We start from the raw sequence: 24,538 nt of genomic DNA, 5'->3' as shown, positions 1-24,538 counted from the left end.
CTTACTATATATTATAAACGATATAGGAAACAGAAAGAAATGAAAGACTATATTAATTCCTGTTATATAAAGAAAAATCACCTTTACCAAAGCAAAGGTGATTTTTCTTTATATATTATTTTCCTAAAATGAACTCAGTAACTTCGTCTAGGATCATTTCTTTACCTAGTGGGAAGTATCCTTTGTTTACATCTTCATTACTGATTGTAAATACATGGTTGTTTTTAACAGCGTTCATATTTTTCCAAATTGATTCTTCTTGGAATTCTTTTAGACGCTGAGAACCGTCACCAGTTGTAAATACGAATAAGTAATCTGGGTTGTAATCAATTAAAGCTTCTTTTTGTATTTGTACTAACGGTTTATCAGTTGGTGTACCTTTAACTGCTGGTAATTTTAAATCACCAAAGATTACGCTACCGTAACCGTAGTCACCGTATACACGGAATGCATTTGGATATGCAGCCATTTTCATGAATGTTGCATCGCCAGTTTTAGCAACGATTTTGTCATGTAATTTGCTTGCTTTTTCATCATACTTTTTGAACCATTCTTTTGTTTCTTTCTCTTTACCGAAGATTTGACCTACTTCTTCGAATTTTGGACGCCATTGGTCTAATGGAGTTTTTAACATAACTGTTGGTGCAATTTTAGATAATTGATCATAAATCTTTTCTTGACGATTGTTTACAATAATTAAATCTGGTTTTGCAGCAGCCACTGCTTCGATGTTAATTTTATCGCCCCACGCAGAACCAACCGGTTTTACATCTTTCAATTTCTTCTCAATATGTGAATCAATTTTTTCTTGTGTTGTATTTGCAGTAATAATCGGTTTCATACCGAAAATTAATAATTCTTCTGTTGAACCACTAAGGTCAGCAATTTTCTTTGGATTTGCAGGAATTTTAATTTCCCCTTTTGCGTGTTGTACAGTGCGCTCTTCAGTTTTCGCATCTGCTTTCTTTTCTTCTTCTTTGTTAGAACAAGCTGCAAATAGTACAGAAGTAACAACTAGTACCATTGCTAATAGTGCCATTTTAAAATTCTTCATATTCCGACTCCTTCTAGCTGTATTTCTCTTATAATTTGCATGTAACTATAAGAAACAAAACAACATTTAATTAATATATTTTCATTAACTGTTGTTTATAACCCGTTCTAACGGGCGTTCAACTTCCCATCCGTGGGTAAGAAGCTCAACGTCCATTAGAACTCCCCCTCTCACCTCTTTAAGAGGGGGAAATTCTATTAATTATGCTTTTTTACGCAATTGATTATTAATCATCGCTAAATCGTATGTTAAACAAATTGGTTTACAGTTTACTGGACATGGAACGATTTGCGCTTCAATCTCAAATACGTTACGAAGTGTTTCACTCGTCATAACTTCATCTGGCGTTCCTTGTTTCATTAACTTACCTGCTTTTAATGCAATCATATGATCAGAGAAACGAGAAGCATGATTTAAATCGTGAATAACCATAACAATCGTTCTGCCTTCTTCTTTGTTTAACTTCTTCAGTAAGTTTAATATCTCAAGTTGATGAGCCATATCTAAGTATGTTGTTGGTTCATCTAACACAAGTAAATCTGTTCCTTGTGCAAGAGCCATCGCAATCCATACACGTTGACGTTGACCACCTGATAAAGCTTCTGCTGGACGATTTGCGAATTCTGTCATCCCCGTCACTTCAAGTGCCCAATGAATGTAGCGATAATCCTCTTCTTTCAATGTTCCAAATCCTTTTTGATGAGGAAAACGTCCATATGAAACAAGTTCAAACACAGTAAGGCCTGTTGGCACTTCTGCAGTTTGTGGTAAAATCGCCATTTTCTTTGCGATTTCTTTCGTTGGCTGTTTCTCAATTGCTTTTCCATCAAGATAAACAGTACCTCGTTTTGCTTTCAAAATACGAGAAGCCGTTTTTAACAATGTGGATTTCCCACAACCATTTGGTCCAATAATCGTTGTAATTTGTCCTTCCGGAATTTCAACTGTTAATCCATCTATAATTAACCCTTCATTATACCCAACAGATACCGCATCAACTGCTAAAGTTGCCATACAAAAAGCCTCCCTTTATTTTGTCCTCATAAGTAAATATATGAAATATGGTGCACCAATTACAGAAATAACAAGACCGACCGGTATTTCTGAAGTTGGTAACACACTTCTTGAAATTACATCTGCAAATAAAAGCAAGAACGTTCCTATTAATGCAGCCGTTGGTAACATAATTTGATGTTTACCACCAACGAGGCTTCTCGCTAAATGCGGAGCCATTAAACCGATAAAACCAATACCGCCCGCCACCGCGACAGATGCACCAGCTAAACAAACTGCAATAAATAATAATTTACGTCTTTCCTTTTCTACGTTTACACCAAGACCAACTGCTGTAGAGTCGCCTAAATTCATTACATTTAATATGTGCGCTTTACTAATGGCAAGTGGTAAGAAAATAACCATCCATGGGAGTACACTTAGTACGAACTTCCAATCTGTTCCCCATAAACTTCCTGCCAACCAAATCGTTGCAAAACGGAAGTCGTTAGATGTCATCTTCATAGAAAAAATTAAACTAACAGCACCAAATCCGGCTGCAACAGCGATACCAACAAGAATTAATCGAGTGGATGAAATGCCGTCTTTCCATGCTAGTAAATAAATAATAACCGCTGCTAATATCGCACCAACTAGCGCGAAGAATGGAAGGATAAATACAGATAAAAATGTACCTGTTCCAACTTTTCCAAAGAAAAAGTAGACGAATACAACAACTGTTAATCCCGCTCCAGCGTTAATACCTATAATACCTGGATCAGCAAGTGGATTTCGTGATAACCCTTGCATAATTGCACCTGACATAGCTAATGCAGAACCAACTAATATAGCAATAACCATACGCGGCATACGAAATTCAAATAAAATAACAGATTGATCTTCTGCACCTAATCCAATCAATGACTTTAATACATCTATTGGAGGAATTTTAAATGTTCCTGTATTTAAACTTATTAAAAATACAGCAACAATTAATCCTACTAAAATCGTTAAAATAGAAACGTTCTTTTTTGTTAAGACACTCGTCCTCACATCTTTCCTCTCCCTTCATTACGTGCTAAGTAGAGGAAGAATGGCACCCCAATTAGCGCTGTAATTGCTCCAATTGGCGTTTCAAATGGTGGATTAATAACGCGAGATAACATATCTGCACATTCGATTAGCAATCCACCTAAGACCGCAGAACATGGAATAACCCATCTATAATCTGAGCCTACAAGGAAACGAGTCATATGCGGAATTACAAGGCCAACAAATCCAACTGATCCTGCCATAGAAACCGCAGAACCTGTTAATACAAGAACAAGTACTGTTCCGATAAATTTAATTAATGTCGTATTTTGACCAAGTCCAATCGCAATTTCTTCACCAAAGCTTAAAATTGTGATATATCTCGACATCATAATTGCTATAACGAGACAAACAAGACCAATCGGTACTAACATATTAATACTTTGCCATTTCACTCCGGCAACACCGCCTGCATTCCACATACTTACCTCTTGGGCAAGGTTGAAATACAATGCAATTCCAGATGAAATTGCCCCTAATAAAGCACTAATTGCTGCACCTGCTAAAGCTAATTTTACAGGCGTTAATCCACCTGGTGAAGAAGACCCAATACCATATACAATGCTCGCTCCAAACGCAGCTCCAATAAAAGATGCGATAACAAACATTAAATAAGGTGAATTAGGGAAGAATGCATACATAATTGCAATTCCGAATACAGCACCATCTGTAATCCCCATTAACGATGGAGATGCAAGTGGATTTCGTGTCATACCTTGCATAATTGCACCTGATACCGCTAAAAAAGCACCTGCAACTACGCCCCCTATTGCTCTAGGCATGCGAAGTTCTTGAATTACGTTATGGTGCGTTATGGAACCATCAAACTGAAATACAGCTTGCCAAACGGTCTTTAAACTAATATCTGCTGCACCAAACGAAATAGAAACTGCCATACTTAAAGCTAACAAAATTGTGCCTGCTATTAAAATAATAGAAGCAACGAGCGGTCTGCTCTTAATCTCTTTAACATTCACATCTTGCTGTTCTATACTCCTTGCGCTCGCTTCCATCCCTCAACCATCCTAACCAACAACATATATTTAATAAAATGAAATTTATTCTCAAATAATAATAAAAAAATTAGGTGAATTGACCTTTTTCATGATAATGATTATCAGAATCAGACACTTTCTATTCTACCTACCACGTCAAAAGACTGTCAACCATTATTTTGAAATACGAATTCATACAAAACGCTATCTTATGGACATAAAAAAAGAAGAGTAATCTGTTCACTCTTCTTTTTCTTACTTATTTAATTTTGCTTCAATTTTTACAATTAATTCGTCTTCTGTTGGAGCCGCAACTGGACGATTATTTACAAACGCGAATGATTTTTTACGACCAGGGCCACAGTAAGACTGACATGCAACCTCAATCGTTGCACATGAATCTACTTTTTTTAACTTCGGAATCAACGTTTTAACGTTCGTTGCCTGACAATCATCACACACACGAAATTCGTTTCCCATTATATATAACACTTCCTCTATTTTAAACTTTTCACAAGTACATTTAAAAATAAACACTAAATGGTATTTTACCGCTCTTTGAAGCTTGTTGCAAGTCTCCGGGCGTAGCTCTATTCCTATATAAAGCTACCTATTTTTTATATTTTCTCCTTCAAAAGCTTTCATCATTCATAGCCATATTTCTTCTCTTCATTGAAATCTACCATATTTTTAAAAGCTTTGTATAAAAGCTCATTTTTTTGCCCATTATAAAAATAGGAAGTTCATAAAAAGAAAAGGGAGTTGAATCTATGAAAGTAAGACAAGATGCTTGGACAGACGAGGACGATTTATTACTTGCTGAAACGGTGCTTCGCCATGTTCGAGAAGGAAGTACTCAATTAAATGCTTTTGAAGAAGTAGGAGATCAGTTAAATCGCACATCTGCTGCTTGTGGTTTCCGCTGGAATGCTGTTGTTCGCTATAGCTATGAACAAGCTCTTCAACTAGCAAAAAAACATCGTAAAGATAAAATGCGTGCTGCGGGCGGTGAACAGACAAAAAAACGTTTGCTTTACACACCACCAGCTTCAGCGGCGGCGATAACTGATTATGAAGAACACGTACCGTATGAAACAGCTGTTCAATATACAGAAGCTACTCCATATCAAAAGCCGACTGTCCCTGCTCCAAAAAGCTCAATAACAATGCAAGATGTTATTTACTTTTTACAAACAGTTGGATCTTCAAATATAAAAGTAACAGCTCTTGAAAACGAGAATACGAGATTGAAACAAGAAATTAAAACGCAAATCCTGCGAAATGAAGAACTAGAAAAGAAACTAGAAAAATTAGAACAACAATCTCATACTGTACAAGAGGATTACGAAACACTTATGAATATTATGAACCGTGCTCGTAAATTAGCAGTAATGGATGATGAGGAACGCTCACAAACATCTTTCCGCATGGATCGAAACGGTAACTTAGAAAAAATTGCAGAATAAAAAGGATGCATGCAATGCATCCTTTTTATTCTTTCACCTCTAAACTTTCCTTTATATATGAGAAAACCCCTTTCTACATTTTTTGCTATAATAGAGATTGTCATTTTAAAAATAAGGGGTTAGTTATATGAGCAATTCCCGTTCGATTTTATCTCAGCCAGAGTGGCGTATTGTAGATCAGTCTAGTTTAGGACCAACTTTCCATGCACTTCAGTCATTCGCAATGGATGACGCGTTATGCACAAGTATTGGAAATGGTCTATCCGCTGCAACAATGCGCTCTTGGGTTCATCACAATACAATTGTTCTTGGCATTCAAGATTCACGCCTACCACATTTAGAAGAAGGTATTTCTTTTTTAAAAGAAAACGACTTCAATGTTATCGTTCGTAATTCTGGTGGACTTGCTGTCGTACTTGATGAAGGTGTTTTAAACGTATCACTTTTATTCCAAGAAACAGAAAAGGGTATCGATATCGACCTTGGATACGATACGATGTGGCATTTAATTAAGGAAATGTTAAAAGATTACGATGTTACTATCGAAGCAAAAGAAATTGTTGGTTCTTATTGTCCTGGTAGCTACGATTTGAGCATTCGCGATCAAAAATTTGCTGGTATTTCTCAGCGTCGTATTCGCGGAGGCGTTGCTGTACAAATTTACTTATGTGCGACAGGAAGCGGATCTGAGCGTGCCGCACTCGTTCGTGATTTTTACAACGTAGCAATTCAAGGCGAAGAAACAAGATTTACGTATCCTGAAATTGTACCGAGTACGATGGCTTCACTATCTGAATTACTTGGCGAAACAATTACAGTGCAAGATTTAATGATGCGCCTTTTAAAAACGTTGCAACAATTCGCGCCAAAGTTAACACCATCTCAGCTAACAGTAGATGAAGTTCCTTTATATGAGACGAATTTACAACGTATTATTGACCGTAATAATAAGGCACTTGGTTTAGAAAAATAGAAACCAAAAAGACCACCCTCATTTCAAAAGAAATAGGATGGTCTTTTTTCATATTAATTCGTTATAGAATTAAAGTGCTTGAGCTGCTGTAATTAAAGCTAACTTGTACACTTCTTCTTCGTTACATCCACGAGACAGATCATTTACAGGCATATTTAAACCTTGTAAGATTGGTCCTACTGCTTCGAAGTTACCTAAGCGTTGAGCGATTTTGTAGCCGATATTACCAGCTTCTAAGCTTGGGAATACGAATACGTTAGCATCACCTTTAATTGTAGAACCTGGAGCTTTCTTCTCAGCTACAGATGGTACGAATGCAGCATCGAATTGGAATTCTCCATCTAAAGTTAATTCAGGAGCCATTTCTTTTGCAATGCGAGTTGCTTCTACAACTTTTTCTGTTTCTGGAGATTTCGCAGAACCTTTTGTAGAGAAGCTTAACATAGCAACGCGTGGGTCAATACCGAATAGTTCAGCAGTTTTCGCACTTTCGATACCAATTTCAGCTAAATCTTGGCTGTTTGGTGCAATGTTAATTGCGCAATCAGCGAATACATACTTCTCTTCTTCACGTACCATGATGAATACGCCTGAAGTTTTTGTAACGCCTGGTTTTGTTTTAATAATTTGAAGTGCTGGACGAACTGTATCAGCTGTAGAGTGAGCTGCACCACTTACTAAACCTTGTGCTTTGCCCATGTATACAAGCATCGTACCGAAGTAGTTTTCGTCTTTAAGGATTTTGCGAGCATCTTCTTCTGTTGCTTTACCTTTACGGCGTTCAACGAAAGATGCTACCATTGCATCCATTTCTTCGTATGTAGCTGGGTCATAAATATCAACGCCTGCTAATGTTAAGTTCATGCTAGCTGCTTTTGCGCTAATTTCTTCTTTATTACCAACTAAGATTGGTTTTACTAACTCTTCTTTTGCTAAACGCTCTGCAGCGCCTAAAATTCTTTCATCAGTTCCTTCAGGAAGTACGATAGAAATGCCTTTTCCTTGAACTTTTTCTTTTACTGTTGTAAATAAGTTGCTCACGAATAAACCCTCCTACATATGTTAAAAAACTCTATCTTTAAGAATACTGCTTTTCCTCTATATTTTAAACTTATAGCTCCCAAAAAATAGATAAAATGAAAATGATTATATTTTCATAAAATTCAGCATAGAAATAAAGCCCCTTTAAGCCTTATCTCCTCCTATTTTCAAGTAAATTTAAATGTGACAATTTTATGCGCTGAAACTTTATGTAGATGTTTTTAATCCTATATATGCTATAGTTAACGTGTAAAATATCATTAACTGAGGTGAATAGAATGAGTGAAGCAACAACAACGTTAGATGGCTGGTATTGTTTACATGATTTACGTTCTATTGATTGGGCAGCATGGAAAACATTATCTAGTGACGAACGCGGACAAGCAGTGTCTGAATTTTTAAATGTCGTTGAAAAATGGAACGAAGTAGCTACTTCAAAAAAAGGCAGTCATGCAATGTATACAGTTGTTGGTCAAAAAGCAGATATTATGCTTATGATCTTACGTCCAACAATGGAAGAGTTAAATGAAATCGAAACAGAATTAAATAAAACAACATTAGCTGAATATTTAGTTCCTGCATATTCTTACGTATCTGTTGTTGAACTAAGCAACTACCTTCCAGCTGATGAAGATCCATACCAAAACCCACAAATCTTAGCTCGCTTATATCCTGAGTTACCAAAAGCAAATCATATTTGCTTCTATCCAATGGACAAGCGTCGCCAAGGTGATGACAACTGGTACATGCTTCCTATGGAAGAACGTAAAAAAATGATGTACAGTCACAGTAAAATCGGTCGCCAATACGCAGGGAAAGTACGCCAAGTAATTTCCGGATCAGTCGGATTCGACGATTTCGAGTGGGGCGTAACATTATTCGCTGACGATGTTCTTCAATTTAAGAAGCTTATATATGAAATGCGCTTCGATGAAGTAAGTGCCCGTTACGGTGAATTCGGTACATTCTTCGTTGGGAACATTTTACCAGACGAAAAAGTAGAGAAATTTTTACACATATAATAATGAAAAAGGAACGAATGTCGTTCCTTTTTTTATTATCCTCTATATTTACCCACAAAAAACTTCTTTTCTCTGCAAATTTGAACAAAAATCGACAAATTCTTTTCAATTTCCTTACAAAATTGTAACCTTTCTATATCCAAATTTATGCTAAAATGGTACGAGCTATATGCTAATAACGATGCGAAGGTGATAATGTATATGAAGAAAATCTTGTCTATTTTACTAGTGTCTCTATTGTCAATTTCTTCCTTAGGAGTAACAACATCCCATGCAGAAGAAAAAATACATATAGAGGCAGCTGCTGCACTGCTATTTGATGCGGATACAGGAAAAATACTGCATGAACAAAATCCAGATGAATTACTAGCTATCGCTAGTATGTCAAAATTAATTGTTATTTATGCCGTATTAGAAGCAATTAAAGAAGGAAAAATCACTTGGGATACGAAAGTAACTATTTCTGATTACGCTTATGAAGTTTCACGTAATAATGAATTCTCTAACGTGCCGTTCGAAAAAGGACGTCAATATACTGTAAGAGAGTTATACCATTCTATCGTTATCTTCTCTGCAAATGGATCTAGTATTGCTTTAGCAGAATTACTTGCAGGAAGTGAAAAGAACTTCTTAAATCTCGCAAATGAACATGCGAAAAAACTAGGGTTAAAGAAATATAAATTTGTAAACGCTACTGGGTTAAATAACGCTGATTTAAAAGGAAAACATCCTGAAGGAACTGATCCGAATGGAGAAAACTCCATGTCAGCTCGCGATATGGGTATTCTTTCAAAAACAATTATTACAAAGTATCCAGAAATGCTAGAGGATACAAAACAAAGATTTAGAAACTTCCCAGATAATCATCCAAAACCAATTCGTATGGAAAATTGGAACTGGATGTTACCAGGTGCTGCTTTCTCTTATGAAGGAGCAGATGGTTTAAAAACAGGAAGTTCCGATACAGCTGGGTATGGTTTTACCATTACAGCAAAACGCGGTGATTTACGTCTTATATCTGTTATTATTAAAACGAAATCAATGGACGAACGTTTCACAGAATCTCGCGCATTAATTGAATATGGATTTAATAACTTCGAAAAACAGAAATTAAAAATAGATAAAAACAACAAAATTTCTGTAGTAAAAGGAAAAGAAGACTACGTAACAGTTGCACCAGAAAAAGAAGTGACAGTAGTTACTACAAAAGGTAGCAAATCACCTTACAAAATTTCTACTGAAGCAGATAAATCACTTGCTGAAGATGGGCATTTAGTTGCTCCTATTAAGAAAGATGCAAAGGTAGGTTCAATCATCTTAGAACCAACTGATAAATATGGTTTCTTAGACGGAAATAAAAGTATAAAAGTTACTGCAAAAGCGACTGAAGAAGTAGAAAAAGCAAATTGGTTCGTATTAACAATGCGTTCAATTGGCGATTTCTTCTCAAACTTATGGTCTAAAGTATTTTAATGATGAAAAGCTAGCTCACGCTAGCTTTTTTTATTTTCCCCTCTAGATGTAAAACTTCGTTTGGTTGTCATATCTGCGTCCTTTTTCTCATACGTATGAACTAGTAATTGTTCCACACTTCATCTAGAAATGAACCTCTTTCTACAAGGCATTCCAAAAAGAGAGGTGACACATAATGGGTGTTATCGCGTATAACGAAGAAGATGTTAAGTTATTAGCTAGACTGATGCGTGCTGAAGCCGAAGGAGAAGGCCAACAAGGGATGTTAATGGTCGGAAACGTTGGGGTAAATCGTGTCCGCGGAAATTGTTTAGATTTCAAAAAAATACGTAATTTACGTCAAATGGTTTATCAAAATCCTGGTGGTTTTGAAGCAACTCAAAAAGGGTATTTTTATCAACGAGCGAGAGAACAAGATATTGCCTTAGCCCGCCGGACAATTCAGGGACAACGTTTTTGGCCCGCCAACTTCGCCTTATGGTTCTTTAGACCTGAAGGTCCCTGCCCACCAACTTGGTATGACCAACAAAATTCTGGTCGCTTTAAAAAACACTGCTTCTTCCAACCATCTGGTGGAGATTGTCCAGGCGTATATTAAGGAATGAAAATGAGGAGGGATTTTTGAATGACACAGCAACAAAACCCGTACTACGGAACAGGTTTTTATCAACCATCTGGAACTTATGTGCAACCGCAACAAATGACCCCACAGCAGCAGCAACAGCAACAACAACAGCAAGCGATGCAACAACAAGCTGCTCAAGCTCAACTTGCAGTTTCTCAAGGTATGTTACCACTAGAGCAATCGTATATTGAAAACATCCTTCGTTTAAATAAGGGTAAGCCAGCTACAGTTGTAATGACTTATGAACGCGGTAGTTCGCTTGGTACACAATCTTATACAGGGATCATCGAGGCAGCTGGCCGTGATCATATCGTAATTAGTGAGCCGAAATCTGGAAAACGCTTTTTACTACTAATGATTTATTTAGATTATGTAGAATTCCCAGGAGAAATTACGTATTTACCTGGTCAACAAGCAACTTATGCTCCAAGACCATAAAAAAAAGCTGGCGAATGCCAGCTTTTGTTTTTTATAACCCTTTTACAACTGCAGTTCCGACTAAAATCCACGCCACAATAAACGCTACACCACCAAGGGGTGTAATTGGGCCAAAGAATTTAATACCTGTTGTACTTAATGCATAAAGACTGCCTGAGAACATAATAATCCCAGCTACCATAAGCCAACCCGCAGTGCTTAAAAGTGATGATTGCATTTTGTCCATTAATAGAGCAACTACGAATAAGCCACCTGCATGAAACATTTGATATGTAACGCCCGTCTTCCACACTTCTAACATTTTTGCAGAAATTTTATTTTCTAAACCATGTGCTCCAAAAGCCCCTAATGCAACAGATAGCCCCGCTGCAATACAACCTAGTAAAAAGAAAATTTTCATCTTAATTCCCCTTTTTATTTTTATCATAAGCAATTTTCACATATAATCCAAACGATTTAATCCCTAAAAATCAAATAAAGAATTACCATTTGCACCTTCTTCTTTTATATACACAGGTTCTCCAGAAACTGGCATAACTGGTTGAACTGTTGTTATAGGCTGAGATCCGATTATTTGTGATTGAACTTGTGGTTCTCTATACGTAGAAGGCTCAACTTGTTCATCTAATAATAAATCACATAATGCACGCACAACTAATAAATGCTCTTTTGATTTTTGTCCTTCACTACTTTTTGCCTTTGCAATTTCACTCGCCATTTTATTTAAAACCTTATCGCTAGATACTTGCATTCCTTGTCACCTCTTACTTTGTAGTTCTTTCTCAAATTGCCTCAGTTTCTCCACTGAACCAAATACTATTATCATATCATGTTCTTGCAGTTTTTCCTGCCCTGTTGGATTATGGATAATATCCCCATCTCTTAAAATCGCTAAAATTGTTACACCAAATTGATTTCTCACATTACTCTCTAATAACGATTTACTAGCTAAGTTAGAACCTTTACCAACTTGAATTTCTTCAATTACAAATGATTGCTCTATTCCATACAATACTGTATCAATATAATGCACTGTTAACGGATTCGCAATATCCAACCGTTAATACAGTAATCATCGTCATCCAAAATGCTTGAAACAAGCTAATCTCTTCAATTGTCATAAATCATAGCATTCCTAGAATTACAACAAAAGTCATACATATAACCGCTATCCATAATTGCTTCCGTACATTCATATTATGTTTCAACTCTTTTCTCTATCTACAATCTTTGCCAGAGGAAATGAAATACGTATATACTAGAAAACGGAATCTATGAAAGAGGTTGATATAATGAAGCTATTTCTTTCTGCCTTACAATGGGCACTATTTATTTTAGCTGGAAGTCTTATTGTACCAATTAGTGTCGCAACTAGTTACGGCCTTGATGGCACTGAAGCTATCGCGTTTGTACAAAGAACATTATTTGTTCTCGGTTTTGCCGGCCTACTGCAAGCTATATTTGGGCATAAACTTCCTATTCAAGAAGGTCCCGCAGGCCTTTGGTGGGGAATTTTCTCCCTGTATGCAAGTTTAGGCGTCGTATTATTTGGATCAAGTAATGAAACACTTAAGGTCCTTCAGTACGCTTTCCTACTAAGCGGAGTTATTTGTATTATTCTTAGTGTTTTTGGACTTATCGATAAACTAGTTCGCTACTTTACACCTACAGTAATTGGAACGTATTTATTCCTTTTGGTCGCACAACTTAGTGGCTCCTTCTTAAAAGGCATGTTTGGCCTTGATGGACAACATACAGAAGTACAGCCAAAGGTATTTATTCTTTCACTCATTGTTATTTTACTATCTTTTTTCATTATGAAGCTACCTATTATTGGACGATATTCCGTTCTTTTCAGTATCGTCTGCGGCTGGATATTATTTGCGTGCTTCGGATTATCTAATCCAGTAACACCTGTGACAGATATAATTCGTCTTCCATCTCTATTTGTTTTCGGAATGCCTCGCATTGAATGGAACATGGCAATTACGGTAGTTTTCGTCACACTACTACTTCTAACAAATATGTTAGCAAGTATTCGCGTTGTACAAAAGGTTGTTTCTAAGTATGAAGAAGGTGCTGCTCCAGATCGCTTCAAACAAGCTGGCATTATAACAGGAATAAATCAATTGCTAGGCGGTCTATTTTCAGCCATTGGTCCTGTTGCCATTTCTGGATCCGCAGGATTTATTGCAACGACAAATATTTATAAACGCCTCCCATTTATGTTAGGGTCAAGCTTTATCATTCTTGTTAGTATATTCCCAAAGATTACTTCATTCTTTGCAGCAATCCCCGTCGCAGTTGGGTATGCTGCGATTTACCCTGTATTTGCAAGCATGATTGGTCTCGCCTTTCGCGAATATGACACTGTACAAAATAAAGAAAAATTATTTAAAGTAGCAGGTCTTTCAATCTTTACGGGAATCGGAGTTATGTTCGTTCCAGCCGGAGCATTTTCTACGCTGCCGCCATTTTTAGCATCTTTTTTAAGTAACGGTCTTGTTCTTGGATCTGTAATGGCTATCTTGCTGGAAATACTATTTTCTCGTTCGCACGAAAAACAACTATCGTAAATTGGAAAACTTCCATTATTGCACTCTATCTTTAGAGTTGTTACGATAATGATAAAGTGAAACTTTAATCAGTGGGGGGGGGTTCATCCCCACTGATTATTAGTTGAACCAATCGGGCATTTACGGGCAGTGGATCCCCCATCTAACTTCGTTGCTCCAGCTAAATTTTGAGTTGGGAGTCTTACTGCCCGGCAAATAGCGGGATAAATTATCATGGGCAACACGCTCATGATAATTTATACTAACAATGCAGAACTTCTCCTAGTTTCATGTAAAGAAGTTCGATGTCTTACTATATATTCCCCACTATCTTCATAAAAATTTATTTCTATTTCAACAAAGAAAGGAATTTTCTATATGACTTATAAAATGATTGTTTTAGATTTAGATGATACTTTATTACGCGACGACCATACAATTTCACCTCGTACGAAAGAGGCTTTAATGACAGCACAAGAGCAAGGAGTTAAAGTTGTACTTGCTTCTGGGCGCCCAACGTTTGGTATGCGCAATGTTGCAAAAGAACTTCGTTTAGAGGAATACGGTAGCTTCATTCTATCTTTTAACGGCGCAAAAATTATTAACTGTAAAACAAATGAAGAAATCTTCAGTAGCACGCTATCTCCTGAAATCGTTCACAACCTATTTGAAATTAGTAAAACTGAAGACGTATGGATTCATACTTATATTGGCGATGATATCGTAACGGAAGAAAATAATCCGTATACTGAAATTGAGGGCGACATTACTGGTATGCCAATCGTTGTAGTAGATGATTTTAAAGCCGCTGTAACAGAGCCTGTAGTAAAAGTATTAATGAACAAAGAAGCTGAACGTCTTGTTGAAGTAGAAAAGAAACTACAAAAACAACTAGAAGGCCAATTAAGCGTTATGCGTTCTAAACCATTCTTCTTAGAATTTACTGAATATGGTGTTACAAAAGGAACAAGCCTAAACCAACTAATCCAAAAACTTGGTATTAAACGCGAAGAAGTTATCGCAATGGGCGATAGCTATAACGATCAAGCGATGATTGAATTTGCTGGTCTTGGCGTTGCGATGGGCAATGCACCCGATGATATTAAAGAAATCGCAAACTACGTGACAGATACAAATATGAACGATGGTGTTGCTAAAGTTGTAGAGAAATTTGTACTAAAAAGAGAAGCGCTTGTTTAATATTTTCATTCATAAAACCTATTTGAAGTCAAATACTTCAAATAGGTTTTTATTTAAATTGCAATGCTTTTGTGACTATATTTTGAACTTTGCACTATTCTCGTAGTGTAAACTTTCTTTTTGTATATAATTAAACAAAATAGACTATTTCATTTTGAAAAAGAATACAAATTTACTATATACAAGCATACATTAAAGGAGGCTACTTCATGTTATCTACACCAATCGGAAGATTAAGAGCAATCGGCTTAATTGAGGGGATTTCTTTCCTATTACTATTATTTGTAGCAATGCCATTAAAATATTTTGCAGGGTTTGCAACAGCTGTTAAAATTACAGGCATGGCTCATGGCGTTTTATTTATTCTATTCATCTTTGCGGTAATTCAAGTAACAATCGTACACCGTAAATCAATTTTATGGGCACTTGGGGCATTCGTTTCATCAGTTATCCCATTCGGTACTTTTGTACTAGATGCAAAACTAAAGAACGAACAACAATAATAAAAAGGTAGTTAACAACTGTTAACTACCTTTTCTATTTATAAATTTGGAATTTCCCAATTAATTTCTCTTTCGCCCATATTAACTAAAATCGTATTTACTTTAGAGTACGGCTTACTTCCAAAGAAACCTCGTCTTGCTGATAATGGACTTGGATGTACGGACTCTATAATATAATGATTCGTATTCGTAATTAACTTTTTCTTCGCCTGAGCATGGCGTCCCCATAATATGAAAATAACTGGCTTTTCACGTTCATTTAATAGCTCAATTATGCGATCTGTGAAATGCTCCCATCCTTTTCCTTTATGAGAATTTGCTTCAGCTTGACGAACCGTCAATACCGCGTTTAATAATAAGACTCCTTGCTCCGCCCATTTTACTAAATAACCGTTATTCGGAATTTCATAACCATATTCATCTCGAAGTTCTTTATACATATTTAGCAATGACGGTGGCGTTTTAATGCCAGGTTGTACAGAAAAGCTTAAACCATGCGCTTGATTCGGTCCATGATATGGGTCTTGTCCTAAAATAACGACCTTTGTACCTTCATAACTTGTATACTGAAGAGCGTTAAAGATATCTTCTTTCTTTGGATAAATCACATGCTCCTCATACTCTTCTTTTAAAAAATTAGCTAAAGCTTGATAGTATTCTTTCTCAAATTCTGACCCCAGTAATGGTCCCCAATCATTCTGCAAAATGTTTTCCATGCCTTCACTTCCTATCCAATTAATTCACCATATCCTGCCTTGTAAATACTACAAATGAAATGATAAGAGATACTACTGCCCAAACCGTTAAATTCATTAAAGAAAATCCCATTGATAATCCTTGTAATGCAGGCAGTTTTCCTGATAAATAATCCGTTAACGATAAATTGACACTAAAAATGTATTTCGCACCTTCCCAAGACGTTGCGAATGAACTTAAAATGCCACCTGCGATTAACGCAGCTAACATAACGCCCATACCAGCTGGTGTATTTCGAATTAAAACAGAAACCATGAATGATATAGTTCCAACCACAATGGCAACAAACCAAGCTAATCCGTACGCCATTAAAATGTATTGCCACTGCGGAATAAGGTGTACAAAGTTTGTATTTAACGTTTCCTTATCAATGACGAATCCTGTTAATACAGGTAAATTCCATCCAGAGTATCCAAATACAAGCCCTGATAATGCGTAAGCAAACAAACCGACAAGAAGCAATATGAGCGAAATGAAAAATAACATCGTCACATATTTACTAAGGAGTATTTTCCAGCGCCGAATTGGCCTCGTCAGAAGCATTTTCATCGTACCATCGCTTCGTTCTCCTGAAACAATATCAATGGCGACAATCATAACGAGCAATGGAATAAATAACGTTATTCCTTGTTCAATAAATGCCCTCACAAATGTCGGTGCTCCTGGCGCAGTCGGATTAATATTATGATCTAAATAATATTGTTGTTGTTCCACTCTTACTTTTAACCAATCCCGCCATTCTTCTGGCAATCTAGAATTGTTCAAACGGTTTTGTGAATCAACAATTTGTTGCTGTAATGATACTTTCCAATCGGTCGTGCCCAGCCTTTTTTGTGTCGTTTCTATTTCACGATACTGAGCATACACAAAAAGTGGAATCAAGATTGCTAAAATAAGCATGACAACAACAATTCGTTTCTTACGATAAATCTTTTCTGATTCATTTAAAACTAGATTCGCAAATTCACGCATGTTGCTCACCCCTCGTGAGTTCAATAAATAAATCTTCTAGCGTAAATACAAGCTCTTTGACGCTATGTACATCTATCCCGTTTTCTACAAAATGCTTATTCCAAACATTAATAGACGCAACATCCATACGACATAATAAACGCTCATCTTCTACACTAACTTCCTCTATCTCTTCAGCAGCTTCTAACATGTCTTTCGCTTTGGAAATCGGTGTAACGGCCCATTCCACACGATCACTCGCTGTTTTGATCAACTCTTCAATAGGTGCAACTGTTATCATTTTTCCTTTATGAATAATAGCAACACGGTCGCATATCAGTTGCACTTCACTTAGCAAGTGACTCGAAATAAATACACTCATATTTTCTTCTTTTACAAGCTTATGTATAAATTCCCTAAGTTCTCTAATCCCAGCTGGATCTAAACCATTCGTCGGTTCATCTAATATGAGCAATTTCGGGTTTCCAAGCAACGCCTGTGCAATTCCAAGGCGCTGCTTCATACCAAGGGAATATGTTTTTACCTTATCGTGAATACGCTCATCTAAGTGAACCATTTTTGCAATTTCAATAATACGTTCATCAGATATATCACCAAGCATGCGCGCAAATTGCTTTAAGTTTTCCCATCCTGTTAAATATGTATAAAGCTCTGGGTTTTCAACGATACTTCCAATTTGACGCATCGCTTCTCTGAAATTTTCCTTAATAGAATAACCACCGATAGAAATAGTACCTTCTGTCGCTTTAATCAGTCCGACTAACATTCGAATTGTTGTCGTTTTCCCGGCTCCGTTCGGTCCTAAGAAACCAAACACTTCTCCTTGTTTTACATCAAATGAAATGTCCTCTACAAGCGTCTTCTTTCCAATTACCTTCTTCAAGTCTCGTACAGAAAGTATCGTCGTCATTTTATCCCTCCTTGCTCTAGTTTTAATTTACTTACAACATTTTGGACTAAACGCTCCGCCATATATGTGTAACCTACTTCATTCGGATGAAAATGATCTGAGTATAATAAATCTTTCCCACGATTTTGGAATAAATCAAATGTCGGTGTAATATATACGTTTTTATCATTTAATGCTAACTTCTCTAAAGAAGCGTTCCAATCAACAACAATATTTGATGAACCTCTCAAATCTTCTACATCTTCAAAAGGATTGTATAATCCTAACCAAAAAATAGGGCTATCTGTGTTTAATTTACGAATTTCTTCTATAATTTTCTTCGCTTCATTTTGAAACGTTTCCGTATCAGGACGATACGTCTCTAAATCTATCTTTCCGAGCGATTCCCATCCTGGGAACAAATCATTTCCTCCAATTGTTAAAACAATTACATCTGCTTGCTTAATTGAATATTGAGCTCCGCTGCTTTCGATTTGTTTTAATAAATCGGGCATTTTCGCACCACTAACTGCCAAATTGCTTAGTGCAACTTTTTGTTTATAATCTTTTTGTAAATTCTCTTTCATTCGTCCAATATAGCCAATTCCTTCTTTATCACCAACGCCGCGCGTTAACGAATCACCTAAACTAACTACTTGTAACGTTCCTGTTTTCTTTTTCTCTTTTTCCACTACGTCAGTCTTCGTAATTAATTTTGAAGCTTTCGGATTTAATACATCATTTACACCCGAAACAAAACCGTATGCAAATAAACAGAAAGACGCAATTGTAATGAGTAGAATTACTTTTACTAATTTTGATCTCATATCAAAACCCCTTTTAGCCCCTATAGATTGTCCATAATTATACCAAACGAATTTTCGAAAAGCGATTTTCACACCTTCTCTATTATGTCGTTTCCCTATCTACCAAATTTGGTAATAACTCTACATGTTTCACATCTGTTTCCTCATCATTAATCTTTTCATATAATAATTCAAATGCCTTTACACCAACATTTTTACTGGAATGCGAAATCGTCGTAATACCTAATATATTTGCCACCTCTTGATCATCACATCCGATAATCGTAATATCCTCTGGGATACGAATTCCTTGTTTTTTCGCCTCCGTTACCATTCCTGCAGCAATATGATTGCAAGATACAAGAAAAGCCGTCGGTTTTACAGACATACGAGCCCATTCTCTGACTACATTGCGCCCATCTTCCACCGTAAAACAGCCCTTAAACTTCCAGGCATCTAACGGTGTTACAACAATCTGTTGAAGTGAATCCTCATATGCCTTTTTTCGCCTCTGGCTATTAATACTATTACTTCTTCCAATGCAATATCCGATACGTGTATGACCAGCATCTATTAAGCTTTTCATCCCGCGCAAAAATACTTTGTAGTAATCAATATGTACACTCGAAATGAAATTCGAATCTATTTCTTCACACATCACAATTGGACCAAACTTCGTATACTCTTCAAGTTTTTCCTTACTATTTGTCCGTGAACATATAATTACTCCATCAAGCTTTTTCATTTTTAACATATGTAAAATTTCAAGCTCTTTTTCTTCGCTATAATTTGTCTGGCAAAGCATCATATTATAATTGTTCCTTGCGGTTTCCTTTGATATCCCCCCAATAATGGCACTGTAATATTGATCATTTACGTGCGGCAATAAAACGCCAATTACATTCGTTTTTCCTTTCACTAAATGAATCGCATTCACATTTTGCGTGTAATTTAATTCTTCAATAATCGCTAAAATCTCTTTTCGTTTCTGTTCATTCACATACGGATGATTATTGAGTACACGTGAAACAGTTGAAACAGATACCCCAGCAAGTTCAGCAATCTTTCTTATATTAGTCATCTCATTCTCCCCTTCCCCTCAAAAATTCTCGCTTGACCTGGTAAGCTTTCCACAGTATATCCTTTCTTAGCAAATACATTTTGAAAGGATATACAACTATGCTTCGATTCAAACTAGAATATATATTTTTCATTGGCGGTTTACTCATTCTCGCCATCGGTATTAATATGATGACGACAATTACTTCTTTTGGACTTAGCCCTTATGATTCCTTCTTTATTGCACTATATCAAAATTTTGGGATAAGTATTGGTTTTTGGATTTTCATGATTAACTTTGTTTTTACCCTGATCGTACTCTTTTGGGACAAAAAACAAATTACAATCGGCACAATTGTAACGATGATTCTTATTTCTCTTTTTGTTGATTGGGTTGGTTCTATTACGACCATTATGGACATTATCCGCTCTCTTCCAAAATATATAACACTTATTTGCGGAAACCTATTCGTCGGAGCCGGAATTGGTCTTTACGTCTCTACTAACCTTTGCGCAGCACCTCAAGAGGCTTTCGTTTTAACTGTTGCTGAGAAAAAGAAATGGACATTTAGAAGAACAGAAATTTCATTAGCTTTTTTATTTTTAACATTAAGCTTCTTATTAGATGGGCCAATCTATTTTGGAACAATTATCTTATCCTTTACAACAGGTTGGATTATTCAAGCTTTTATTCAAGTTGGTACGCAAATTTTAAATAGAAAAAAACCTATTAAGCAAGCCGCTTAATAGGTTTTTTCGTTTTATTAGAAAAGATACTACTTAGCATCTCCTTCAATTCGATAATTTGCTTTCACACAATCTATTTCTTCATACGATTGCAATGTATGTAGAATGTACTCATAATCCGCAAGAGAAGCACGATGCGTTACAATTACTATTTCTGCTTTCCCTTTCTCTTCAAGTGGCATTTGAATAATCTTTTCAAAACTAACACCGCGCTCAGAGAACAATGATGTAATTTTTGCAAACACACCAATTTCGTCTTTCACATGAAGTCTTAAAAACTTTTTCACAATAATTTCATCTGGCTCTTTTAGTACCTTTTGATATTGCGGAACTACAGCACTATTTCCTGTTACACCTAACCTAATATTTTGCATTACAGCAACTAGATCAGAAACAACAGCTGTCGCTGTCGGTAAGCTTCCTGCTCCCGGACCATAAAACATCGTTTCTCCTACCGCTTCACCATACACATACACAGCATTATATTCATTTTGCACTGCCGCAAGAGGGTGTGCATTTGGAAGTAGCGTTGGCTCAACTGTAACCTCTAATTTCTCGCCATCTCGCTTTGCAAGACCAATTAATTTAATCGTATAGCCTAAGCTCTTACTATATTCAATATCTTCTGCTGTAATAGAAGTAATCCCTTTTACCTTCACATCTCCAAGCTCTACATTTGTAGAGAAACCGAGAGTAGCCAAAATCGTCATTTTTCTTGCTGCATCCAAACCTTCTACGTCTGATGTTGGATCTGCTTCTGCAAATCCAAGCTGCTGAGCTTCTTTTAACACGTCGTTATATGCTCTCCCTTCGTCTGACATTTTCGTCAAAATAAAATTTGTCGTTCCATTTACAATTCCCATTACTTTCGTAATAAGATCTGAAGAAAGTCCTTCTACGATGCTTCGTAAAATTGGAATCCCTCCAGCTACACTTGCTTCGTAAAATAAATCAGCCTGATTATCTTTTGCTACCGCTAAGAGTTCCGCTCCGTGTAACGCCATTAAATCTTTATTTGCAGTCACAACGTGCTTCCCGCTTTTTAAAGCTTGTAAAATATATGCTTTTGCATCATCAATGCCGCCCATTACTTCAATGACAACATCAATATTAGGATTATCTAAAATTTCATTCACATCTTGTGTTAATAAAGTAGAAGGCACGTCTACTTCTCTCTCTTTCTCAATGTTTTGCACCAATACTTTCGTTACTTTCACTGGACAACCTACTTGGTGTATAAGTCGTTCTTGATGATCTGTAATAATACGAACTACACCACTACCAACTGTCCCAAGACCTAATAACCCCACTTGAATTTCTTTCATAATACTGTCCACCCCTCAAAAATTGTGTTTAGATGCCATTATATAGACAAAAAATCTGAAAAACAATGTATTTTGAATATTAAGAAAAATAAAGGTTAATCTTTACAAATAAAACGCTACCACTTGTTATACAATCATTTACAATATATAAGGGGTTTCTTGATACACGTAATAATTCAGCCAATTAGAGAATAATAAATTCCCATGACTCCTCCACCTAACAATTGGCTTCTCATTTGGATTATTATGTTTAAAATAATTTTTTGGCACATCAATATTTAATCCTTTTTGGCAGTCCCGTTCGTATTCTTGCTTTAACGTATCACAACTGTATTCACTATGTCCGAGTGCGAAAACTTGTCTTCCCTCTTGCCCAATAGCAAGATGAACGCCTGCTTCTTCAGAATTGGCTAATAACGTTAATTCTTTCACTTTTTCAATATCGCTCTCTCGTACTTCTGTATGACGAGAATGCGGAGCAAAAAACACTTCATCAAACCCTTGTAACAATTTCACATGTTGCTCGCGAACCTCATGTTCAAATACACCAAACATTTTTTCCGCAAGAGGATACTTCGGCACACCATAGTGGTAATACAAACCAGCTTGTGCCCCCCAGCAAATATGAAGCGTAGATGTTACATTCGTTTTTGAATACTCCATAATACGTCCAAGCTCTTCCCAATAATCTACTTCTTCAAAAGAAAGAGTTTCAACTGGTGCTCCTGTAATAATGAGTCCATCAAATTTTTCATTCTCAATATCACGGAATGTTTTATAGAAGCTCGTTAAATGGTCCTGCGCTACATTGCGAGACAGATGCGATTCCATATGAAGTAAATGAACATCTAATTGCAACGGTGTATTTCCAATTAAACGAAGTAATTGCGCCTCTGTTTCTTGTTTTGTAGGCATTAAATTTAATATAGCAATTTTCAAAGCACGTATATCTTGTGCTACTGCTCGCTCCTTCGTCATTACAAAAATATTTTCCTTCTGCAATACTTTGCGAGCTGGTAAATCTTTATCAATTATGATCGGCATGTTGTTTGCCTCCGACTAGTGCCGCTTCTAAATCTGCAATAATATCAGAAACATCTTCTATACCGACCGATAAACGGATTAAATCAGATGTAACGCCAGCTAAACGCTGATTTTCTGCGCTTAATTGTCTGTGCGTCGTACTAGCAGGATGTATTACACAAGTTCTTGCATCAGCTACATGCGTTACAAGAGTTGCAAGCTTTACATTTGCGATAAATTCTTTCGCTGCTTCTAATCCGCCCTTAATACCAAATGTTAAAACTCCACTAGCACCTTTTTTCAAATACTTTTGTGCTAACGAATAATTTTCATTACTATCTAATCCTGGATAATTCACCCATTCAATGCGATCATGATTGGCAAGCCACTTAGCAACTTCGAGAGCATTTTCACTATGACGCTCCATTCGTAAATGCAATGTTTCAAGGCCAATGTTGCTAATATATGCATTGAATGGACTCATACAGTTTCCGTAGTCTCTTAATAACTGAACGCGTGCTTTCACAATATACGCTGCTGCTCCAAAATTTTGAACATAGCTTACGCCATGATAACTCGGGTCAGGTTCGACAAGCTCAGGGTATTTTCCATTTGTCCAATCGAAGTTCCCTCCATCTATTACAATCCCACCTAGAGAACTTGCATGGCCATCAATATATTTCGTTGTAGAATGGACAATGATATTTGCCCCATGTTCAAACGCCTGGCATAAATAAGGCGTCGCCAATGTATTATCAACGATAAAAGGTACTTCTAATTCTTTTGCTGCCGCTGAAAGTTCTTTGAAATTCAAAACGTTCATTGCTGGATTTCCTAACGACTCTGCATAAACGAGTTTTGTCTTATCATTAGCAAGTGCCGCAATTTCATCTGCCGTTAAATTAGGATTAAAGAACGTAACATCTATGCCCAGCTTTCGCAAACTCACTCCAAATAAATTAAACGTTCCTCCGTAAACAGTTGAAGAACAAAGTAAATGGTCTCCACTACTGCAAATATTTAAAACCGCAAGCATAATGGCTGCCTGCCCAGAAGCTGTTGCAACAGCCCCTACACCGCCTTCTAAATCTGATAACTTCTGCTCAAATGCGGCTAGAGTAGGATTTCCAATACGCGTATATATATATCCCTCTGCCTCCAAATTAAATAGTGCTGCTAAATCATCTGACGTATCGTATTTATACGTTGTACTTTGATAAAGTGGCAAAACACGCGGCTCACCATTTTTTGGCGTATAGCCACCTTGCACACAAATCGTTCCTTTCCCCCATGATTCTCCCATCTCTCATTCTCCTTTCTTTTATCCCGCTATTTGCGGGCAGTAAGACTCCCACCTCCAAATTCGGCAAATGCGAGGAAATTAGGTGGGAGATAACTGCCCGATTGATGAAGGCTAATAATTAGCGGGGGAGGGGCAAAACCCCCACTGATTAAAGTTTCACTTTATCCAAAATAAAAAACTGCCCCTTCCCTGAAAACAAGAAAGGAGCAGTTTGAAAACACGCTCTAA

Annotated in this window: 28 protein-coding genes; 10 read left to right on the top strand and 18 right to left on the bottom strand. The window is 36.6% G+C overall.

Going from position 1 to position 24,538, the window contains the following annotated elements:
- Positions 1–115: 115 nt before the first annotated feature.
- The 5 genes from MR066_RS20770 to MR066_RS20750 form a co-directional block, all read right to left on the bottom strand.
- Positions 116–1,054, bottom strand: a complete 939-nt coding sequence (locus MR066_RS20770) for an ABC transporter substrate-binding protein (protein ID WP_002138981.1) — start codon at positions 1,052–1,054, stop codon at positions 116–118.
- A 201-nt stretch (positions 1,055–1,255) separates the two neighbouring features.
- Positions 1,256–2,068 (bottom strand): ABC transporter ATP-binding protein, encoded by an 813-nt coding sequence (locus MR066_RS20765; protein ID WP_002034935.1) that lies wholly within the window; start codon positions 2,066–2,068, stop codon positions 1,256–1,258.
- Between the two features lie 15 nt (positions 2,069–2,083).
- Complete coding sequence (locus MR066_RS20760) at positions 2,084–3,100, bottom strand: FecCD family ABC transporter permease (protein WP_242248396.1); 1,017 nt, start codon at positions 3,098–3,100, stop codon at positions 2,084–2,086.
- Positions 3,097–4,152: a FecCD family ABC transporter permease gene (locus MR066_RS20755; RefSeq protein ID WP_002113119.1), complete on the bottom strand. Its 1,056-nt coding sequence runs from the start codon at positions 4,150–4,152 to the stop codon at positions 3,097–3,099. The genes MR066_RS20760 and MR066_RS20755 overlap by 4 nt, the downstream gene beginning before the upstream one ends.
- 237 nt (positions 4,153–4,389) lie before the next feature.
- Complete coding sequence (locus MR066_RS20750; protein WP_000526075.1) at positions 4,390–4,614, bottom strand: YuzB family protein; 225 nt, start codon at positions 4,612–4,614, stop codon at positions 4,390–4,392.
- Between the two features lie 290 nt (positions 4,615–4,904).
- Here MR066_RS20750 and MR066_RS20745 point away from each other — a divergent pair, with 290 nt between their 5' ends.
- Both MR066_RS20745 and lipL read left to right on the top strand, forming a co-directional pair.
- Positions 4,905–5,600, top strand: coding sequence for an RsfA family transcriptional regulator (locus MR066_RS20745; protein WP_002016365.1), 696 nt, complete (start codon positions 4,905–4,907; stop codon positions 5,598–5,600).
- Between the two features lie 127 nt (positions 5,601–5,727).
- A complete protein-coding gene (gene lipL / locus MR066_RS20740) occupies positions 5,728–6,573 on the top strand; it encodes an octanoyl-[GcvH]:protein N-octanoyltransferase (RefSeq protein ID WP_242248393.1) in 846 nt (281 codons plus the stop codon).
- A gap of 69 nt (positions 6,574–6,642) precedes the next feature.
- On the opposite strand, the gene pta is transcribed toward lipL, so the two are convergent.
- Positions 6,643–7,614, bottom strand: a complete 972-nt coding sequence (gene pta / locus MR066_RS20735) for a phosphate acetyltransferase (RefSeq protein WP_000067219.1) — start codon at positions 7,612–7,614, stop codon at positions 6,643–6,645.
- A 278-nt stretch (positions 7,615–7,892) separates the two neighbouring features.
- Here pta and hemQ point away from each other — a divergent pair, with 278 nt between their 5' ends.
- The 4 genes from hemQ to gerQ all read left to right on the top strand — a co-directional run bounded on the left by hemQ (position 7,893) and on the right by gerQ (position 11,172).
- Positions 7,893–8,636 carry a hydrogen peroxide-dependent heme synthase gene (hemQ, locus tag MR066_RS20730; protein WP_242248391.1) on the top strand — a complete coding sequence of 248 codons (744 nt, stop codon included), beginning with the start codon at positions 7,893–7,895 and terminating at the stop codon, positions 8,634–8,636.
- A 195-nt stretch (positions 8,637–8,831) separates the two neighbouring features.
- Positions 8,832–10,109, top strand: a complete 1,278-nt coding sequence (locus tag MR066_RS20725; RefSeq protein WP_242248389.1) for a serine hydrolase — start codon at positions 8,832–8,834, stop codon at positions 10,107–10,109.
- A gap of 175 nt (positions 10,110–10,284) precedes the next feature.
- Entirely contained in the window at positions 10,285–10,707 is a 423-nt protein-coding gene (gene cwlJ / locus MR066_RS20720; RefSeq protein ID WP_000538158.1) for a cell wall hydrolase CwlJ, read from the top strand.
- Positions 10,708–10,734: 27 nt separating this feature from the next.
- Positions 10,735–11,172: a spore coat protein GerQ gene (gene gerQ / locus MR066_RS20715; RefSeq protein ID WP_002143914.1), complete on the top strand. Its 438-nt coding sequence runs from the start codon at positions 10,735–10,737 to the stop codon at positions 11,170–11,172.
- Positions 11,173–11,203: 31 nt separating this feature from the next.
- On the opposite strand, the gene MR066_RS20710 is transcribed toward gerQ, so the two are convergent.
- From MR066_RS20710 to MR066_RS27430, 4 genes are all read right to left on the bottom strand, one after another.
- The gene (locus MR066_RS20710) at positions 11,204–11,572 is read right to left on the bottom strand and encodes a DUF423 domain-containing protein (RefSeq protein ID WP_002016371.1); all 369 of its coding nucleotides are present in this window, start codon (positions 11,570–11,572) and stop codon (positions 11,204–11,206) included.
- A 63-nt stretch (positions 11,573–11,635) separates the two neighbouring features.
- Positions 11,636–11,923 (bottom strand): YwdI family protein, encoded by a 288-nt coding sequence (locus tag MR066_RS20705; RefSeq protein ID WP_001198367.1) that lies wholly within the window; start codon positions 11,921–11,923, stop codon positions 11,636–11,638.
- Between the two features lie 6 nt (positions 11,924–11,929).
- Complete coding sequence (locus MR066_RS20700; RefSeq protein ID WP_396022283.1) at positions 11,930–12,229, bottom strand: cation:proton antiporter regulatory subunit; 300 nt, start codon at positions 12,227–12,229, stop codon at positions 11,930–11,932.
- Positions 12,192–12,293, bottom strand: a complete 102-nt coding sequence (locus MR066_RS27430; protein ID WP_002130114.1) for an ion channel — start codon at positions 12,291–12,293, stop codon at positions 12,192–12,194. Before MR066_RS27430 ends, MR066_RS20700 begins: the two co-directional genes overlap by 38 nt.
- Positions 12,294–12,464: 171 nt before the next feature.
- On the opposite strand from MR066_RS27430, the gene MR066_RS20695 reads away from it, so the two are divergent.
- The 3 genes from MR066_RS20695 to MR066_RS20685 all read left to right on the top strand — a co-directional run bounded on the left by MR066_RS20695 (position 12,465) and on the right by MR066_RS20685 (position 15,430).
- Positions 12,465–13,748, top strand: coding sequence for a purine/pyrimidine permease (locus MR066_RS20695; protein ID WP_242248387.1), 1,284 nt, complete (start codon positions 12,465–12,467; stop codon positions 13,746–13,748).
- Positions 13,749–14,105: 357 nt separating this feature from the next.
- Positions 14,106–14,927 (top strand): Cof-type HAD-IIB family hydrolase, encoded by an 822-nt coding sequence (locus MR066_RS20690; protein WP_242248385.1) that lies wholly within the window; start codon positions 14,106–14,108, stop codon positions 14,925–14,927.
- Positions 14,928–15,136: 209 nt separating this feature from the next.
- Entirely contained in the window at positions 15,137–15,430 is a 294-nt protein-coding gene (locus MR066_RS20685) for a DUF3817 domain-containing protein (RefSeq protein ID WP_000953390.1), read from the top strand.
- Between the two features lie 38 nt (positions 15,431–15,468).
- On the opposite strand, the gene MR066_RS20680 is transcribed toward MR066_RS20685, so the two are convergent.
- Genes MR066_RS20680 through MR066_RS20660 form a run of 5 tightly spaced genes read right to left on the bottom strand, consistent with a single transcriptional unit; the run spans position 15,469 to position 19,934 of the window.
- A complete protein-coding gene (locus MR066_RS20680) occupies positions 15,469–16,146 on the bottom strand; it encodes a uracil-DNA glycosylase (RefSeq protein WP_242248384.1) in 678 nt (225 codons plus the stop codon).
- 19 nt (positions 16,147–16,165) lie between these two features.
- A complete protein-coding gene (locus MR066_RS20675) occupies positions 16,166–17,158 on the bottom strand; it encodes an ABC transporter permease (RefSeq protein WP_002138969.1) in 993 nt (330 codons plus the stop codon).
- A complete protein-coding gene (locus tag MR066_RS20670) occupies positions 17,151–18,068 on the bottom strand; it encodes an ABC transporter ATP-binding protein (protein WP_242248383.1) in 918 nt (305 codons plus the stop codon). The genes MR066_RS20675 and MR066_RS20670 overlap by 8 nt, the downstream gene beginning before the upstream one ends.
- Positions 18,065–18,946: an SGNH/GDSL hydrolase family protein gene (locus tag MR066_RS20665; protein ID WP_002191323.1), complete on the bottom strand. Its 882-nt coding sequence runs from the start codon at positions 18,944–18,946 to the stop codon at positions 18,065–18,067. Before MR066_RS20665 ends, MR066_RS20670 begins: the two co-directional genes overlap by 4 nt.
- A gap of 10 nt (positions 18,947–18,956) precedes the next feature.
- Entirely contained in the window at positions 18,957–19,934 is a 978-nt protein-coding gene (locus tag MR066_RS20660) for a LacI family DNA-binding transcriptional regulator (protein ID WP_242248381.1), read from the bottom strand.
- Positions 19,935–20,032: 98 nt separating this feature from the next.
- Here MR066_RS20660 and MR066_RS20655 point away from each other — a divergent pair, with 98 nt between their 5' ends.
- Positions 20,033–20,659 carry a YczE/YyaS/YitT family protein gene (locus tag MR066_RS20655; RefSeq protein WP_002089845.1) on the top strand — a complete coding sequence of 209 codons (627 nt, stop codon included), beginning with the start codon at positions 20,033–20,035 and terminating at the stop codon, positions 20,657–20,659.
- A gap of 29 nt (positions 20,660–20,688) precedes the next feature.
- Here MR066_RS20655 and MR066_RS20650 read toward each other — a convergent pair whose 3' ends face one another.
- The 3 genes from MR066_RS20650 to MR066_RS20640 form a co-directional block, all read right to left on the bottom strand.
- Positions 20,689–21,984, bottom strand: a complete 1,296-nt coding sequence (locus tag MR066_RS20650; RefSeq protein WP_002184491.1) for a homoserine dehydrogenase — start codon at positions 21,982–21,984, stop codon at positions 20,689–20,691.
- Between the two features lie 138 nt (positions 21,985–22,122).
- Complete coding sequence (gene metA, locus MR066_RS20645) at positions 22,123–23,028, bottom strand: homoserine O-acetyltransferase MetA (protein WP_242248379.1); 906 nt, start codon at positions 23,026–23,028, stop codon at positions 22,123–22,125.
- Positions 23,012–24,310 carry a bifunctional O-acetylhomoserine aminocarboxypropyltransferase/cysteine synthase gene (locus MR066_RS20640; RefSeq protein ID WP_002068601.1) on the bottom strand — a complete coding sequence of 433 codons (1,299 nt, stop codon included), beginning with the start codon at positions 24,308–24,310 and terminating at the stop codon, positions 23,012–23,014. The genes metA and MR066_RS20640 overlap by 17 nt, the downstream gene beginning before the upstream one ends.
- Positions 24,311–24,538 lie beyond the last annotated feature (228 nt).

Source organism: Bacillus cereus group sp. BfR-BA-01523 (assembly GCF_022662615.1).
Lineage (GTDB): Bacteria > Bacillota > Bacilli > Bacillales > Bacillaceae_G > Bacillus_A > Bacillus_A mycoides.
This window is presented reverse-complemented; position numbering and strand designations above follow the sequence as displayed.

Bases quoted from the DNA above. Each gene is read 5' to 3' on its own strand.
- MR066_RS20770 (WP_002138981.1), bottom strand. From the start codon at position 1,054: ATGAAGAATTTTAAAATGGCACTATTAGCAATGGTACTAGTTGTTACT.
- MR066_RS20765 (WP_002034935.1), bottom strand. From the start codon at position 2,068: ATGGCAACTTTAGCAGTTGATGCGGTATCTGTTGGGTATAATGAAGGG.
- MR066_RS20755 (WP_002113119.1), bottom strand. From the start codon at position 4,152: ATGGAAGCGAGCGCAAGGAGTATAGAACAGCAAGATGTGAATGTTAAA.
- MR066_RS20750 (WP_000526075.1), bottom strand. From the start codon at position 4,614: ATGGGAAACGAATTTCGTGTGTGTGATGATTGTCAGGCAACGAACGTT.
- MR066_RS20745 (WP_002016365.1), top strand. From the start codon at position 4,905: ATGAAAGTAAGACAAGATGCTTGGACAGACGAGGACGATTTATTACTT.
- lipL (WP_242248393.1), top strand. From the start codon at position 5,728: ATGAGCAATTCCCGTTCGATTTTATCTCAGCCAGAGTGGCGTATTGTA.
- hemQ (WP_242248391.1), top strand. From the start codon at position 7,893: ATGAGTGAAGCAACAACAACGTTAGATGGCTGGTATTGTTTACATGAT.
- MR066_RS20725 (WP_242248389.1), top strand. From the start codon at position 8,832: ATGTATATGAAGAAAATCTTGTCTATTTTACTAGTGTCTCTATTGTCA.
- cwlJ (WP_000538158.1), top strand. From the start codon at position 10,285: ATGGGTGTTATCGCGTATAACGAAGAAGATGTTAAGTTATTAGCTAGA.
- gerQ (WP_002143914.1), top strand. From the start codon at position 10,735: ATGACACAGCAACAAAACCCGTACTACGGAACAGGTTTTTATCAACCA.
- MR066_RS20710 (WP_002016371.1), bottom strand. From the start codon at position 11,572: ATGAAAATTTTCTTTTTACTAGGTTGTATTGCAGCGGGGCTATCTGTT.
- MR066_RS20705 (WP_001198367.1), bottom strand. From the start codon at position 11,923: ATGCAAGTATCTAGCGATAAGGTTTTAAATAAAATGGCGAGTGAAATT.
- MR066_RS27430 (WP_002130114.1), bottom strand. From the start codon at position 12,293: ATGACAATTGAAGAGATTAGCTTGTTTCAAGCATTTTGGATGACGATG.
- MR066_RS20695 (WP_242248387.1), top strand. From the start codon at position 12,465: ATGAAGCTATTTCTTTCTGCCTTACAATGGGCACTATTTATTTTAGCT.
- MR066_RS20690 (WP_242248385.1), top strand. From the start codon at position 14,106: ATGACTTATAAAATGATTGTTTTAGATTTAGATGATACTTTATTACGC.
- MR066_RS20685 (WP_000953390.1), top strand. From the start codon at position 15,137: ATGTTATCTACACCAATCGGAAGATTAAGAGCAATCGGCTTAATTGAG.
- MR066_RS20680 (WP_242248384.1), bottom strand. From the start codon at position 16,146: ATGGAAAACATTTTGCAGAATGATTGGGGACCATTACTGGGGTCAGAA.
- MR066_RS20675 (WP_002138969.1), bottom strand. From the start codon at position 17,158: ATGCGTGAATTTGCGAATCTAGTTTTAAATGAATCAGAAAAGATTTAT.
- MR066_RS20670 (WP_242248383.1), bottom strand. From the start codon at position 18,068: ATGACGACGATACTTTCTGTACGAGACTTGAAGAAGGTAATTGGAAAG.
- MR066_RS20660 (WP_242248381.1), bottom strand. From the start codon at position 19,934: ATGACTAATATAAGAAAGATTGCTGAACTTGCTGGGGTATCTGTTTCA.
- MR066_RS20655 (WP_002089845.1), top strand. From the start codon at position 20,033: ATGCTTCGATTCAAACTAGAATATATATTTTTCATTGGCGGTTTACTC.
- MR066_RS20650 (WP_002184491.1), bottom strand. From the start codon at position 21,984: ATGAAAGAAATTCAAGTGGGGTTATTAGGTCTTGGGACAGTTGGTAGT.
- metA (WP_242248379.1), bottom strand. From the start codon at position 23,028: ATGCCGATCATAATTGATAAAGATTTACCAGCTCGCAAAGTATTGCAG.
- MR066_RS20640 (WP_002068601.1), bottom strand. From the start codon at position 24,310: ATGGGAGAATCATGGGGGAAAGGAACGATTTGTGTGCAAGGTGGCTAT.